Origin of the sequence: Thalassospira sp. MCCC 1A01428 (assembly GCF_002115825.1) — a bacterium.
Classification (GTDB): Bacteria; Pseudomonadota; Alphaproteobacteria; order Rhodospirillales; family Thalassospiraceae; genus Thalassospira.
The window spans coordinates 150,756-165,286 of the sequence record NZ_JFJZ01000003.1; the positions used below are offsets into that span (position 1 = coordinate 150,756).

The following is a 14,531-nucleotide window of genomic DNA, read 5'->3' on the forward strand; positions in this document are numbered from 1 at the left end:
AATGACCATTCTCGTTACCGGCGCCACAGGCAATATTGGCAGCCAAGTCATCGACCATCTTGTCAAGCGCGGCGCTGATGTTCGCGCTCTTGTTCGCGATCCCGCCAAAGCAAACTTCCCTGCAGGTGTTTCTGTCGTGAAAGGCGACTTTCTGGATGTAGCTTCCCTGCGCAGTGCCTTTGAGGATGTGTCCACCCTTTTCCTGTTAAACGCCGTCGTGGCCGACGAATTCACACAGGCCCTGATCGCGCTTAATGTTGCGCGCGCAGCGGGCATCGAACGGATTGTTTATCTGTCGGTCATTCATCCCGATATTTATGTGAATGTGCCACACTTTGCCGGCAAATTTGGCGTCGAGCGAATGATCGAACAGATGGGCATGCATGCCACCATCCTTCGCCCGGCTTACTTCATCCAGAACGATCTGACGATCAAGGATGCCATCACCGGCTATGGTGTCTATCCGATGCCTGTTGGCGACAAGGGGCTGGCTATGATCGACAGTCGCGATATCGCGGAAATTGCAGCCCTTGAGCTGCTGCGCCGCGAACAGGCGGCCCAACCGCTGCCAATCACCCGCCTTAACCTGGTTGGCCCCGATACTTTAACGGGAACGGCAATTGCCGCCATCTGGTCAGATGTGCTGGCGCGCCAGATTAATTATGGCGGCGGCGATATCGACGCCTTCGAACAAAACCTCGCACAGTTCATGCCCGCATGGATGGCCTACGACATGCGCATGATGGGTGAACGCTTCCTGACCGATGGCATGTTGCCTGACAGCGGCGATGTTAAATATCTGACGGCACTTCTGGGCCGCCCGCTCCGCTCCTATCGCGACTTCGCCTCGGAAACGGTTGCTTCTGCCTGAAGCAGCCACCCCATAGCCCAAAGACCAGGGACATTTATCATGATCTATTCAACCGCCACGGTGCCGGTAAACCCGGAAAACGAAACCAGACTTACAAGAGAGCAGGTCTGGAAAGGACTGGAGCTAAAGGCGCGTGATGCGCGCCTGTTCCTCCCGCCGGGACTGTGTACCCGCTGTGACGTTACAGAGGAAAGCAAGACCCACTTTGTACGTGACGCCACCATTGCCGGTGCTGACCTTCGCGAGATCATCACCCTTGAGCCACAAAGCAAAGTCACCTTTTTCCAAGCCAGCGGCCCCCGCGAAGGTGCCATCGTCAACGAATTGTTCGAGGATGACGACGGTATGCTACAGCTTCGGTTCTACTGCTATATTGGTCTGCGTGGACAGAAGCCGAACGGCCCCGAAGAACAAGCCGAACAGGCCCGGTTCGACAGCGACACAGGCTACAAATCAGCCCTTCTGTCGACGCTGAAACGGACCCGTGAACTGCTTGCGGCAGGACAATTGTAATCAATCTCGGCACCACGGGAAATTGTCAGGCGCAACGAATGCCAGATAAGTTGACATCGATTGGCACAAAACCTGACATTTCCCGACATGCCGATTTCTAACAACTGTAACTTCACACCAGCAAAACAAGACGACAAACACGCAAACAAAGCACAGGACACATATCGACATCCTGAACATCTAAACCGGATCAGGCGATGGCCTGATATCCCCGTCGGGACGTGTTCCGTTTAATATCCAAAAAGACTGAATATATCGGGATAATTATATTTCCAGTGGTATCGGTGCCTATCATATCCTGAACTTCGGATCGGAATGAGCAAGGAAATCGCCATGTCTTACAATCGAAGGTCAAAGACGATAACCGACGGAATAGAGCGGTCCCCGAACCGCGCCATGTTCTATGCCCTGGGATACAAGGAAGAGGATTTTGGCAAACCGATGATCGGGGTTGCCAACGGCCAATCGACCATCACGCCATGCAATGCCGGGCTTCAACCGCTTGCCGATGCCGCCATTGCCGCCATAAAGACCGCAGGGGCCAATGCGCAGACATTCGGTGTTCCGACGATTTCAGATGGCATGTCGATGGGCACCGAAGGCATGAAATATTCCCTTGTCTCGCGCGAGGTGATTGCCGATTGCATCGAAACGACCGTTCAGGGCCAGTGGATGGACGGGGTCCTGGTCATTGGCGGTTGCGACAAAAACAAGCCCGGCGGCATGATCGGCATCGCACGGGCAAATATTCCGGCCATTTACGTTTATGGCGGCACGATCAAACCGGGCCGTTGGAAGGGTCAGGACCTGTCGATCACTTCCGCGTTCGAGGCCGTCGGCGCCTTTCGCGCCGGACATATGAGCGAGGAAGATTTCACAGGAATTGAGAAAAATGCCTGCCCGACAACAGGGTCCTGTGGGGGAATGTATACCGCCAACACAATGAGTTCATCCTTTGAGGCACTGGGCATGTCGTTGCTTGGTTCTTCGACAATGGCGAACCCGGATGCGGAAAAGACCGTTTCAGCCGCAGACTCCGCACGCGTTTTGGTCGAAGCCGTTAAGAAAAATATCCGCCCGTCTGACATTATCACCCGCGAAAGTGTGGAGAACGCCATTTCCCTGATCATGGCGACCGGCGGCTCGACCAACGCCGTTCTACATTATCTGGCGATCTGCGATGCGGCCGGTATCGAATGGACGCTCGATGATTTTGAACGGATCAGACGAAAGGTGCCCGTATTCTGCGATCTGAAACCGTCGGGAAAATATATGGCAGTGGACCTGCACCGCCAGGGCGGCGTGCCACAGGTGCTCAAACAATTGCTCAATGCCGGGCTGCTCAACCCTGACTGCCTGACCATCACCGGCCGAACAATCGGAGACGAACTCGCCAAAGTACCGAACCTCCCCCCGGCCGGGCAGGACGTGATACGAACGGTCTCCGATCCCCTTTACGCGGAGGGACATCTTGCCATCTTGCGAGGAAATCTTGCCGAAGACGGGGCGGTTGCGAAAATCACCGGCCTGAAATCCACTGCCATCACCGGCCCGGCCCGCGTTTTTAATGATGAACAATCGGCATTAAATGCCATTCTGTCGGGCGGAATAAAAGCAGGCGACGTTCTGGTATTGCGTTATCTCGGTCCAAAGGGCGGCCCGGGAATGCCGGAAATGCTCGCGCCAACGTCGGCAATTGTCGGCCAAGGTTTAAGCGACAAGGTCGGCCTGATCACCGATGGACGGTTTTCCGGTGGTTCGTGGGGATTACTGGTCGGGCATGTGACGCCCGAAGCTTTCGAGGGCGGCACCATCGCTCTTGTTAAGGAAGGCGACATCATTACCATTGATGCCCCTGCTGGTCTTCTTGAACTCAAAGTCGACCTTGACGAGATAGAACGGCGACGCGAAAAGTGGCGTCAGCCTGCCCCGCGCTATACGCGCGGCGTCCTGGCGAAATTCGCCCGTCTCGCCCGCCCTGCCAGCAAGGGGGCTGGAACCGGTTAAAGCCGCTTGCTTGGCACGTTTTGAACCAAAGCAAGACTCAATCGTCGGAACTTCCGAGGCGCACACAATGCCCATAGAAGATGATGAGGCAAGCATGCTTGCTGCTCTGGCAATATATATCGTCGCAGTCGCCGAATTGTCTTCGGTCCTAATTGTCAGTCCCTCAGCTATGCACCGGATCGACCTTCCCGGTGGCCTCTATCTACTATGGCTGACAGTCAGACCGTTTCCTGAACCTCATTACCGGCAATCGCCAACGGTTTTGCCAGATCGATCAGGCGTTCAACGGCGGGGGACGCATCTTCCCGCCGCCAGACAAGGCCCGTTTCAATGATCGGCGGCTTTCCTTCAAGCGGGATATAGCACGTACCGGTACGATCCAGATTGCGCAGCGCTTCAGGGACAAGGGCAATCCCCAATCCGCTTGAAACCAGACTGACGATGGTCTGCATCTGGATTGCTTCCTGACCGATCTCGAGCTGATAGCCAGACTGCGCAAAATATTGGGTGATGGTATCATAAAAAGCCGGGGCGATGCGGCGCGGAAAGATAATGAGGGGATGTTTCGCAATCTCCGCCAGAGGGAGTTTTCCGTTCACACAGGTAATGTTTCCGTTCTCAAGCCAGGTCTTGGGAACCGTTGCCACCAGTTGCTCCCGCAACATCGGCAGATAGCCCAAAGAACAGTCAAACGTTCCATGTGGAATGATCAGGCCGGCATCGATTTCGCCTTGCAGGATAGCCTCTGCCTGCACATCACTGGTCATTTCCGCAAGTTCGAGTTTCACATCGGGAAAATTCAGCCGAAAATCGGCAACCAAGCTGGGTAAAAGACTATAAGCTGCCGTCGAGACGAACCCGAACTTCAAAACACCGATTTCACCATCCGCAATCTGCCGAGCCAAAAGCGGCAATTGCTCGGCATTGTCCAGAACCTTGCGCACGCATTCAAGCCAATGCTCCCCAACAGGGGTGAGTTCGACATGTCTTTTTGTGCGATTGAACAGGGTAACGCCCAGCTCCTGCTCAAGCGCAATGATCGCCTGGCTGAAGGGCGGCTGCGTCATATTCATGCGTTCGGCAGCGCGACTGAAATGCAGTTCTTCTGCCAATGTGACGAAATAACGAAGTTGTCGTAAATTCACTGCCAACCTCTGCCACTAAACACAGACAATCCTGCCCCACAGATGCGGCAACGATAACGCAGCTCAAGATTGTTGTCTATCTACAGCAATATCACGCGCCAATTTCATTTATTCTGGCACAACTTTCGCTTTCTCTGGCGAAAATGTCATCTTTTGTGGCACGGGACAATTTTGGAAAAGTGGTAGGCCCGGAGGGACTTGAACCCCCAACCAGACCGTTATGAGCGGTCGGCTCTAACCAATTGAGCTACGGGCCCCCGAGGGGAAATAGAAAAGACCGCGCCAATGTTTGGCGCGGTCCCGAAAACTAGCGATTTTGACGCAAAGGTCAAGCCCCGTATCGCGGCTATCCCTGCTATTTTTCTTAATAATCCAGGAACGACCGCAACTTGCGCGAACGCGACGGATGTTTAAGCTTGCGCAATGCTTTTGCTTCGATCTGACGGATACGTTCACGGGTCACCGAAAACTGCTGACCGACTTCTTCCAGCGTATGGTCGGTATTCATGCCGATACCAAAACGCATGCGCAAAACACGTTCTTCACGCGGCGTCAGCGATGCCAGAACCCGGGTGGTGGTTTCACGCAGGTTGGCCTGGATCGCCGCATCAAGTGGCTGAACGGCGTTCTTGTCCTCGATGAAGTCACCAAGATGGCTGTCTTCCTCGTCCCCGATCGGGGTTTCAAGAGAGATTGGTTCCTTGGCGATCTTGAGAACCTTGCGCACTTTTTCAAGCGGCATTTGCAGTTTTTCGGCCAGTTCTTCCGGGGTCGGTTCGCGACCAATTTCATGCAACATCTGGCGCGACGTCCGAACCAGTTTGTTGATGGTTTCGATCATGTGAACCGGAATACGGATCGTACGGGCCTGGTCGGCAATAGAGCGCGTAATCGCCTGACGAATCCACCAGGTGGCATAGGTCGAGAATTTGTAACCACGGCGATATTCAAACTTATCCACGGCCTTCATCAGGCCGATATTGCCTTCCTGGATAAGGTCAAGGAACTGCAAACCACGGTTGGTATATTTTTTGGCAATTGAAATCACGAGACGCAGGTTGGCCTCGATCATTTCTTTTTTCGCACGGCCCGCTTCACGTTCGCCCTTGTTGACCACACCGTAAACACGGCGGAATTCGCCAATCGGCAAGCCGACTTCGGCTGAAACGCCACCAATGTTTTCGCGCAACTGGGCAATTTCATCGGGATACCGTTCAATAAACAGTTTCCAGCCCTTGCCTGGCAAAGCCCCAACCCGTTCCATCCAGTTCGGATCAAGTTCGTTGCCCTGGTAATGCTTGACGAAATCAGGCCGTTTAATTTTGCAACGATCGGCAAAACGCAGAAGTTTACCTTCAAGGCCGAGCAGCCGGTTATTGAGGCCGGTCAGATGATCAAGCAATTCTTCGATGCGGAAGTTGTTCAAATGAACATCTTCCATCAAATCGACCATTTCCTGTTTCAGCTTGCCATAACGTTTTTCGGTGGCCGCCGGAACAGATTCACCCTTGTTCATGGCCGACAGGCGCTGTTCCTGCGCCTTATGCAGCTTTTCATAGGTTTTGGCGATTTTTTCGAATTTTTCCAGAACCTGCTCGGTCAGTTCCTCTTCCATTTTGGAAAGGGAAACGTTGACCTGCTCGTTCTCGTCGTCTTCGTCATCATCATCGTCACTTGAACGGCGAACTTCGCCGTCTTCATCTTCGTCGTCGGTATCTTTTGCTTCGGCGTCCTTGCCTTCTTCGCCGTCGTCATCTTCAACATCGACGTTACGCTCGCGCGAAGGAGAGGCAATAACAGGCTGAACCGGTGCTTCAACTTCTTTTTCGTCGTCTTCGTCATCATCATCAGACGTGACAGGCGGCGTCAGGTCACCGTCAACTTCTTCCTCGGCATCGTCTTCAACCTCTGCGCCAATGGCCGCAGCATCGGGGCCGCCACCATAAGTCGTTTCAAGGTCGATCACATCACGAAGCAGAAGTTTGCCTTCCTGCAACTGGTCGTGCCAGTTCACAATGGCCTGAATGGTCAGCGGGCTTTCGCAAATCCCGCCAATCATCATTTCACGGCCAGCCTCGATACGCTTGGCAATGGCGATTTCGCCTTCGCGCGACAACAGCTCGACACTACCCATTTCGCGAAGATACATGCGCACCGGATCATCGGTACGTCCAACGTCATCTTCGGAAATGTTGCCCTTGGGGTCGGCCTCGGCATCATCATTCGACTCGTTGTCGTCGCCTTCCTCGTTCTCGACAACATTGATGCCCATCTCATTGAGATTGGTCATCACGTCCTCGATCTGCTCGGAGGAGAAATGCTCGGACGGCAGGGCCGCATTGAGCTCGTCAACGGTGATGTGACCCTGCTCCTTGCCCTTGGCAATTAGCTTCTTGATCGCTGTTTTATATGTATCGAGAAGAGGTCCGTCTGCGTTTTCAGAAGAGGTCTTTTTCTCTTCAGCGCTCGAAGTCTTAGACGACATCTATTCCCCGTTTCCCGCTTTGGCACCTGAGGCACCAGTTTATCCCGCACGCTACACATGGTAACGCAAATCACAAATAGCCCGAACACTGATCCCGCGAAACCGCATCGATCAGTCGTCGAGCTTGAACACATTTTCCCGGCGCCGGGCCAGATCATCGCGGCGATGCGAAAATCTTTCCCATTCTTCATCGCTGACATCTGCTGCCAACTGTCGGACGGCATATTTCGCCTCTTCGTCCGCCAGGGAGCTTACAGCCATCGAAAAAACCTGTTCCCAACCCGCAAGGGCCCGCGTAAGCGGCGTTTCGGGTCTGGCGAAAGCAGCGTGAGCCATAACATCGCTCTCTACCGCCCGCAAAACTGTTTCAGACAGCCCGTCGCGCTTCAAGTGGCCCTTAAGTGTTTCAGAGTCAAGTCCAGGATCACCATCAAGCAGCTTTAAGACTGCGCGCCGCAGAATGTCAAGGTCCGAGTCATCGCAAACATAAACACCAAGCCTTTCGCCGATATCATCGAGCAAGGCCGGATGATTGATCAGGGTCGCAATCAGGATGCCATCCTGAAGGTGACGACGGTTTCCCGTTGCAGGCCGCGCCATACCCGGCACCGCTTTACCGGCCGGTTCCCAAACATAGTTTTTATTTCCGCGTTTGCCATAGGAACCGGATTTTTTATTTCCACCGCCACTTTTTTGCCAGTTCGACCGCGCCGGGCGTGCTGCATCATCCCGAGTCCCGCGAAACAGTTTCCACACCCGGTCCTTGAACATGGTCTGATATTGGTGACGTACGGCCTCGTCGCCAATCGCACCAATGCGCGCATGAATGGCAGCTTCCAGGGCAGCACGGCGTTCCGGTGTATCGGTGGGCTTGCCAGCTGTATCAAGCCGCCAGACCAATTCAGCCAAAGGTACTGCCTGATCAAGAAGTTTACGAAACCGCGTCATGCCATCCGCCGCCGCCATCAGGCTGTCCGGGTCATCACCTTCGGGTAAGATGGAAAACAGCAATGATTTCCCCGGGCGCAAAATGGGCATGGCCCGCTCGGCCGCGCGCACTGCTGCGCGCTTGCCCGCCGCATCGCCATCAAGGCACAGGATCGGTTCATTGGCCATTTTCCACAATTCGCCAATTTGTTCTTCGGTCACCGCGGTACCCAACGGCGCAACGGCACCGCGATACCCCGCACGGTGTAACGCGATCACATCCATATAACCTTCGGTCACAATAATTTCGGCACCATGTTGCGATGCCTCTCGCGCCTGCGGCAGGCCATATAGCAACTGCCCCTTGTGAAACAGGGGGGTATCCGGGCTATTTAAATATTTGGGTTTCCCATCGCCCATAACGCGGCCACCGAAAGCCACCACACGTCCGCGTCGGTCCAGAATGGGAAACATCACCCGGCCGCGAAAACGGTCATAGCTTTGCCGATTTTGATCTTCGGGTTCGATCAACAAACCAGCCTCGATCATGGTGCGCTCGTCGATATCTTCGCGTTTCAGGGCTGCCTTCAGCGCGGCCCGGTTATCAGGCGCATATCCCAGGCGAAAATCGGCAATGGTTTTGTCATCCAGCCCACGGGCATGAAAATAATCCAACCCTTCGCGGCCCTCAGGCATCCGCAGATTGCGTTCAAAAAAGACACAAGCCACTTCCATCACGTCATAAAGGGTTTTGGCCTTTTTTTCGCGCTCCTGGGCTTCGCGAGATGGTTTGGGCACATCCATACCGACCTGGTTTGCCAGCACCTCGACGGCCTCGACAAAGGTCAGCCCACGGGTATTCATGACAAAACTGATAACATCGCCATGCGCGCCGCAGCCAAAGCAATGATAAAAACCCTTTTGCTCGTTCACGGTGAAAGATGGCGATTTTTCATTATGAAACGGGCACAGTCCGGAATATTCCCGACCGCGTTTGATCAGCTTTACCGATGACCCGACAACGTCAGCCAGATCAACGCGTGCCCGCAGGTCGTCAAGAAACGACTGGGGAAAGCTCATAATATGCCCATCCGTGAAATGTGAAGATCAGAAGACAGCTTAAACCAGCATAACAGATTATGCATGACAAAAGCCGGACGCAAGGCATCCGGCTTTTTATTCTCGTGTCGGGTTCTGTATCTTAACCCAGCAGCCTTTTCGCAACCAGACCGGCTTTGCCAAAATCCATGCAGCCGCTGTATTTTTCGCGCAGGGTTGCCATTGTCCTGCCCATGTCTTTCAGGCAGGTCGCCCCCATGTCCGAAACAGTGCCCTTAACAGCCACTTCAATTTCAGAATCGCTCATCTGGCGGGGCAGGAATCGCTCGATCACTACGATTTCCGAGGCTTCCTGGGCAGCAAGCTCCGGGCGATTGCCCTTGGAATACATCTCGATGCTTTCGCGGCGCTGTTTGACCATTGCCTGAAGCAGCCCCTGAATCTCATCGTCAGAAATACCATCGGTATTGCCTTCCCCGCGCGCAGCAATGTCGCGCTCCTTCAAAGCAGCCAGGATGAGGCGGATGGTAGTCACCGAAACGGTATCTTTTGAAAGGACGGCTTTTTTCAAAGCATCTGTAAGCTGCGGTCGCAGCATGGCGCATCTCTGATTCTATGGAAGAAAGGAGTGAACATACCCCAAAAGTACAGTGAGCGCAAAGAAAACATATCCGAATAACCCATTGAAAACAAACAACGAATAAAAGTTTTGATCGGTTCTTGACAGCGGCATCCCCTTCCCGTAGACATCCGCCAATTTGCCTGTCGGGACATATGTAAATCATTCTTTTCGCATAAAATGCTGATGCCGGATTGGTATTTGCGCATTTATGCGGGGTGCTACATGTGTCTGCATGGCTGCCATGATGGCAGTTTGGGCTGTTTTTATCGGCTTGCCGGTAATTTTATATATTATAAAGACTCCGTGTCTCACCGTGGATAGATCGAAAGGACATTCGCCAATGTCAGCGCCCACGCACACCCCGCCCCCTGGTGCCACTGCCGTTCTGGTTCTTGCCGATGGTTCAGTTTTCTGGGGACGCGGTATTGGCGCCCGAGGCGAGGTGGTTGGTGAAGTATGCTTCAACACCTCGATCACCGGTTATCAGGAAATCATGACTGACCCGTCTTATGCCGGGCAAATGATTACTTTCACCTTCCCCCATATCGGCAATGTCGGCGTCAATGACGAAGACATCGAAAACACCAGCCCCGTTGCCCTTGGCTGCATCTTGCGCCAGGACATAACCGAGCCGTCAAATTACCGGTCCACGGGCCATTATGGCGACTGGCTGGCCAAACATGGCCGTGTGGGTATTGCCGGGGTTGATACCCGCCGCCTGACCAAACGCATTCGCGATGAAGGGGCGCCGAACGGGGTAATTTGCCATAACCCTGACGGAACCTTCGATATTGATGCCCTGATTGCCAAGGCCAACGCATGGCCCGGCCTTGAAGGCATGGACCTGGCAAAAGAACTTAGCTGCACCGAAGGCTATGAATGGGATGAAACCCTGTGGTCGATCAAGGGTGGATACGGCAAGCTGGGTAATGCCAAACACCATGTTGTCGCGATTGATTACGGCATCAAACGTAACATTCTGCGCAATCTGGCATCGCTGGAATGCAAGGTATCGGTGGTACCGGCAAACACATCGGCCGAAGAAATTCTGGCGATGGCGCCCGATGGTATTTTCCTGTCCAACGGCCCTGGCGACCCGGCTGCAACCGGCGAATATGCCGTGCCCACCATTAAAAAGCTGATCGATACCGGCAAGCCTGTTTTTGGCATTTGCCTGGGTCATCAGATGATGGCACTGGCACTGGGGGCGAAAACCCGCAAAATGGAAGTCGGCCATCGCGGGGCCAACCACCCGGTCAAGGATGTGACAACCGGTGTTGTTGAAATCACCAGCCAAAACCATGGCTTTGTGGTCGACAAGGATACCCTGCCTGAAAATGTTGAAGCGACCCATTTCTCGTTGTTTGACGGATCGCTGGCAGGTCTGCGCGCCAAGGACAAACCGGCCTTTGCGGTGCAATATCACCCCGAAGCATCGCCCGGCCCGCATGACAGCCATTATTTGTTCAAACGTTTCGTTACTTTGATCGAAGACGCGAAATCCTGATCATTGCTGGCAACAGCGACCCTTCATGATGCTGGCGGCACCCCTAACGTGCCGCCGCCACGCCAAAAGCGGAAAAAGACATGCCGAAACGTACAGACATCAAATCGATCCTTATCATCGGTGCCGGCCCGATTGTCATTGGTCAGGCTTGCGAATTTGACTATTCCGGCGCCCAGGCCTGCAAGGCTTTGAAGGAAGAGGGTTACCGCGTTATTCTGGTCAATTCAAACCCGGCCACGATCATGACGGACCCGGACCTGGCCGATGCCACCTATATCGAGCCGATCACCCCGGAAATGGTCGCCAAGATCATTGAAAAAGAACGCCCCGACGTGCTGCTGCCGACCATGGGCGGGCAAACGGCGCTGAACACTGCGTTGTCCCTGTCGGATGATGGCACGCTGGAAAAATACGGCGTTGAAATGATCGGCGCGAAAAAAGACGTGATCCGCAAAGCTGAAGACCGGCTTTTGTTTCGCGACGCCATGGACAAGATCGGCCTGGAAAGTGCCCGTTCGGCCATGGTGCGCACCTATGAAGAAGCGCTTGAAGCGGTTAGCCATACCGGCCTTCCCGCCATTATTCGCCCCAGCTATACCCTGGGCGGCGAAGGCGGCGGCATTGCCTATAACCGCGAAGAATTTGAACAGATTGTTCGCAACGGCCTGGCGATTTCACCCAGCCACGAAGTGCTGATTGAAGAAAGCATTCTGGGTTGGAAAGAATATGAAATGGAAGTTGTTCGCGACCATGCGGATAACTGCATTATCATTTGTGCGATTGAAAACGTCGATCCGATGGGCATTCATACCGGCGATTCCATTACCGTCGCCCCGGCCCTGACCCTGACAGACAAGGAATACCAGATCATGCGCGACGCATCGCTTGCGGTGCTGCGCGAAATTGGTGTTGATACCGGCGGATCGAACGTGCAGTTCGCGGTTAACCCCGAGGACGGCCGCCTGATTGTCATTGAAATGAACCCGCGTGTGTCGCGGTCCTCGGCACTGGCATCAAAGGCAACCGGTTTCCCGATTGCCAAAATTGCCGCCAAACTCGCCGTTGGCTATACGCTTGACGAACTTGATAACGACATTACCGGTGTTACCCCGGCCTCGTTCGAGCCGACCATCGATTACGTCGTAACCAAGATCCCGCGCTTTACCTTTGAAAAATTCCCCGGCGCACAGGCCCTTTTGGGCACCGCGATGAAATCGGTTGGCGAAGCCATGTCGATTGGCGGTTCCTTTGCCGAAAGCCTGCAAAAAGGCCTGCGGTCGATGGAAACCGGCCTGACCGGCCTCAATGAAGTTAAAATCGAAGGCGCACCGGACAAAGCTGCGATCCGCGCAAAGCTGACCCAGCCTGTGCCGTTCCGCATTCTTTATGCCGCACAGGCCTTTCGTCATGGCCTGACGCTGGAAGAAATCCAGTCGGCAACCAAATTTGACCCGTGGTATCTGCGCCAGCTGGAAATGCTGGTAGACGAAGAAGAAAAAATTCGTGCAAACGGCATCCCGCGCGACAAACACGCATTGCTGCGCCTTAAAAAACTTGGCTTTTCCGATGCCCGCATGGCCGAACTGGCCGGTATGGAAGAAGAAGAGGTTCGCGCCATTCGCCATGGCCTGAATTTACGTCCGGTTTACAAGCGCATTGATACCTGTGCTGCCGAGTTCCCGTCACGCACGTCATATATGTATTCGATGTATGAAGGTGATGGCTTCTTTGATGCGGAAAACGAAGCCGAAGTGACCGACCGTAAAAAGGTCATCATTCTTGGTGGTGGCCCGAACCGGATCGGCCAGGGTATCGAGTTTGATTATTGCTGCGTTCACGCCGCCTATGCCCTGCGCGAAGTTGGCATCGAAGCGATCATGGTTAACTGTAACCCCGAAACGGTTTCAACCGACTATGACACCTCCGACCGCCTGTATTTCGAACCGTTAACCGCCGAAGACGTGATCGAGCTGTGCCAGCTTGAACAAAGCAAAGGCGAGCTGATGGGCGTAATTGTGCAGTATGGCGGGCAAACCCCGCTGAAACTCTCGGCTGCGCTTGAAACAGCAGGCATCCCGATTTTGGGCACCAGCCCCGACAGCATCGACCTTGCCGAAGACCGTGACCGGTTCCAGGAACTGATCAACAAGCTGGGCTTAAAACAGCCTGCCAACGGCATTGCCCGGTCGGTTGACCAGGCCATCGCGATTGCCGAAAATATCGGTTATCCGGTTGTCATCCGCCCCAGCTATGTTTTGGGGGGCCGGGCAATGGAAATTGTTCATACCACCGAAGATTTGCTGCGTTACATGGCCGAAGCCGTGCAGGTTTCGGGCAAAAGCCCGGTTCTGATCGACAGCTTCCTTCAGGATGCCATCGAAATTGATGCCGATGCGGTTTCTGACGGCGAAAACGTTTTTGTCGCCGGGATCATGCAGCATATTGAAGAAGCCGGTATCCATTCAGGGGATTCGGCCTGCTCACTGCCGCCCTATTCGCTGGGGCAGGACATGATTGACCGGCTAAAAGCCCAGACGGTTCAACTGGCAAAGGCCCTGAACGTTGTGGGTCTGATGAATGTTCAGTATGCAATCAAGGGCGACGTGATTTACCTGATCGAGGTAAACCCGCGGGCCTCGCGTACCGTACCGTTTGTTGCCAAGGCCACTGGCAATCCGATTGCCAAAATCGGCGCGCGGATCATGGCGGGCGAAAAACTGGGGGATTTCAAACTCAACCCCGGCCCGTTCAAGCATATCGCGGTTAAAGAAGCGGTCCTGCCGTTTAACCGTTTCCCCGGCGTTGACACCCTGCTTGGGCCGGAAATGCGTTCAACCGGTGAAGTCATGGGGCTTGATACCGATTTTGGCCGTGCCTTTGCAAAGGCGCAGATGGCTGCGGGCCACGACCTGCCGCTGTCAGGTAAAATCTTTATCTCGGTCAAGAACCACGACAAACCCGCTGTGGTTGAGCTGGCACGCGAAGCCATTGCCCTGGGCTTTTCGATTGTGGCCACACGCGGTACCGCCGATACACTTGAAAAAGAAGGGCTGGACGTTACCCCGGTCAATAAGGTACAGGAAGGTCGTCCCCATATTGTGGATATGATGAAGAACGGCGATATCAACCTGGTGTTTAACACCACGGAAAGCAAACAGGCTGTGGTCGACAGTTTTTCGATCCGTCGCACAGCGCTGACCAATGATATCCCTTACTACACCACCATTGCCGGTGCCCGTGCAACCTTGCGGGCCATCGACAACCTGAAACGCGGAGCGCTTGCAGTGCAGCCCGTTCAGGCTTATCTTGGGGATGAATACTAAGGTTTACGGCAAAAACCGTAACCGGCAGTAAACGAGTTTAAACCGCCCGGCGGTCCAGGCCGGGCGGTTGAT

General features: G+C 54.2%; 9 protein-coding genes and 1 tRNA gene. 5 read left to right on the plus strand and 5 right to left on the minus strand.

What is annotated here, in order from left to right; translation table 11 throughout:
• Position 1: 1 nt before the first annotated feature.
• The 3 genes from THS27_RS03680 to ilvD all read left to right on the plus strand — a co-directional run bounded on the left by THS27_RS03680 (position 2) and on the right by ilvD (position 3,391).
• On the plus strand, positions 2-871 hold the full coding sequence (locus tag THS27_RS03680; RefSeq protein ID WP_085587980.1) for an SDR family oxidoreductase: 870 nt from the start codon (positions 2-4) through the stop codon (positions 869-871).
• Positions 872-910: 39 nt separating this feature from the next.
• A complete protein-coding gene (locus tag THS27_RS03685) occupies positions 911-1,384 on the plus strand; it encodes an AtaL-like protein (RefSeq protein WP_085587982.1) in 474 nt (157 codons plus the stop codon).
• A gap of 333 nt (positions 1,385-1,717) precedes the next feature.
• The gene (ilvD, locus tag THS27_RS03690; protein ID WP_085587984.1) at positions 1,718-3,391 is read left to right on the plus strand and encodes a dihydroxy-acid dehydratase; all 1,674 of its coding nucleotides are present in this window, start codon (positions 1,718-1,720) and stop codon (positions 3,389-3,391) included.
• Between the two features lie 218 nt (positions 3,392-3,609).
• Here ilvD and THS27_RS03695 read toward each other — a convergent pair whose 3' ends face one another.
• From THS27_RS03695 to THS27_RS03715, 5 genes are all read right to left on the minus strand, one after another.
• Positions 3,610-4,536 carry a LysR family transcriptional regulator gene (locus THS27_RS03695; RefSeq protein WP_085587986.1) on the minus strand — a complete coding sequence of 309 codons (927 nt, stop codon included), beginning with the start codon at positions 4,534-4,536 and terminating at the stop codon, positions 3,610-3,612.
• A 180-nt stretch (positions 4,537-4,716) separates the two neighbouring features.
• Positions 4,717-4,793: transfer RNA gene (locus THS27_RS03700), tRNA-Ile, on the minus strand.
• A 107-nt stretch (positions 4,794-4,900) separates the two neighbouring features.
• Positions 4,901-7,021: an RNA polymerase sigma factor RpoD gene (gene rpoD, locus THS27_RS03705; protein ID WP_085587987.1), complete on the minus strand. Its 2,121-nt coding sequence runs from the start codon at positions 7,019-7,021 to the stop codon at positions 4,901-4,903.
• Positions 7,022-7,132: 111 nt separating this feature from the next.
• On the minus strand, positions 7,133-9,028 hold the full coding sequence (dnaG, locus tag THS27_RS03710) for a DNA primase (RefSeq protein WP_085587989.1): 1,896 nt from the start codon (positions 9,026-9,028) through the stop codon (positions 7,133-7,135).
• Between the two features lie 121 nt (positions 9,029-9,149).
• Entirely contained in the window at positions 9,150-9,605 is a 456-nt protein-coding gene (locus tag THS27_RS03715; RefSeq protein ID WP_085587990.1) for a GatB/YqeY domain-containing protein, read from the minus strand.
• Positions 9,606-9,969: 364 nt separating this feature from the next.
• Here THS27_RS03715 and carA point away from each other — a divergent pair, with 364 nt between their 5' ends.
• Positions 9,970-11,136 carry a glutamine-hydrolyzing carbamoyl-phosphate synthase small subunit gene (gene carA / locus THS27_RS03720; protein ID WP_085587992.1) on the plus strand — a complete coding sequence of 389 codons (1,167 nt, stop codon included), beginning with the start codon at positions 9,970-9,972 and terminating at the stop codon, positions 11,134-11,136.
• A gap of 80 nt (positions 11,137-11,216) precedes the next feature.
• On the plus strand, positions 11,217-14,459 hold the full coding sequence (gene carB, locus THS27_RS03725; RefSeq protein WP_085587994.1) for a carbamoyl-phosphate synthase large subunit: 3,243 nt from the start codon (positions 11,217-11,219) through the stop codon (positions 14,457-14,459).
• The last annotated feature ends 72 nt before the right edge of the window (positions 14,460-14,531 follow it).

What these genes read in the sequence shown, in the direction of transcription:
- ilvD (WP_085587984.1), top strand. Translation starts at nt 1,718, where the DNA reads ATGTCTTACAATCGAAGGTCAAAGACGATAACCGACGGAATAGAGCGG.
- THS27_RS03685 (WP_085587982.1), top strand. Translation starts at nt 911, where the DNA reads ATGATCTATTCAACCGCCACGGTGCCGGTAAACCCGGAAAACGAAACC.
- dnaG (WP_085587989.1), bottom strand. Translation starts at nt 9,028, where the DNA reads ATGAGCTTTCCCCAGTCGTTTCTTGACGACCTGCGGGCACGCGTTGAT.
- carA (WP_085587992.1), top strand. Translation starts at nt 9,970, where the DNA reads ATGTCAGCGCCCACGCACACCCCGCCCCCTGGTGCCACTGCCGTTCTG.
- THS27_RS03715 (WP_085587990.1), bottom strand. Translation starts at nt 9,605, where the DNA reads ATGCTGCGACCGCAGCTTACAGATGCTTTGAAAAAAGCCGTCCTTTCA.
- THS27_RS03680 (WP_085587980.1), top strand. Translation starts at nt 2, where the DNA reads ATGACCATTCTCGTTACCGGCGCCACAGGCAATATTGGCAGCCAAGTC.
- rpoD (WP_085587987.1), bottom strand. Translation starts at nt 7,021, where the DNA reads ATGTCGTCTAAGACTTCGAGCGCTGAAGAGAAAAAGACCTCTTCTGAA.
- carB (WP_085587994.1), top strand. Translation starts at nt 11,217, where the DNA reads ATGCCGAAACGTACAGACATCAAATCGATCCTTATCATCGGTGCCGGC.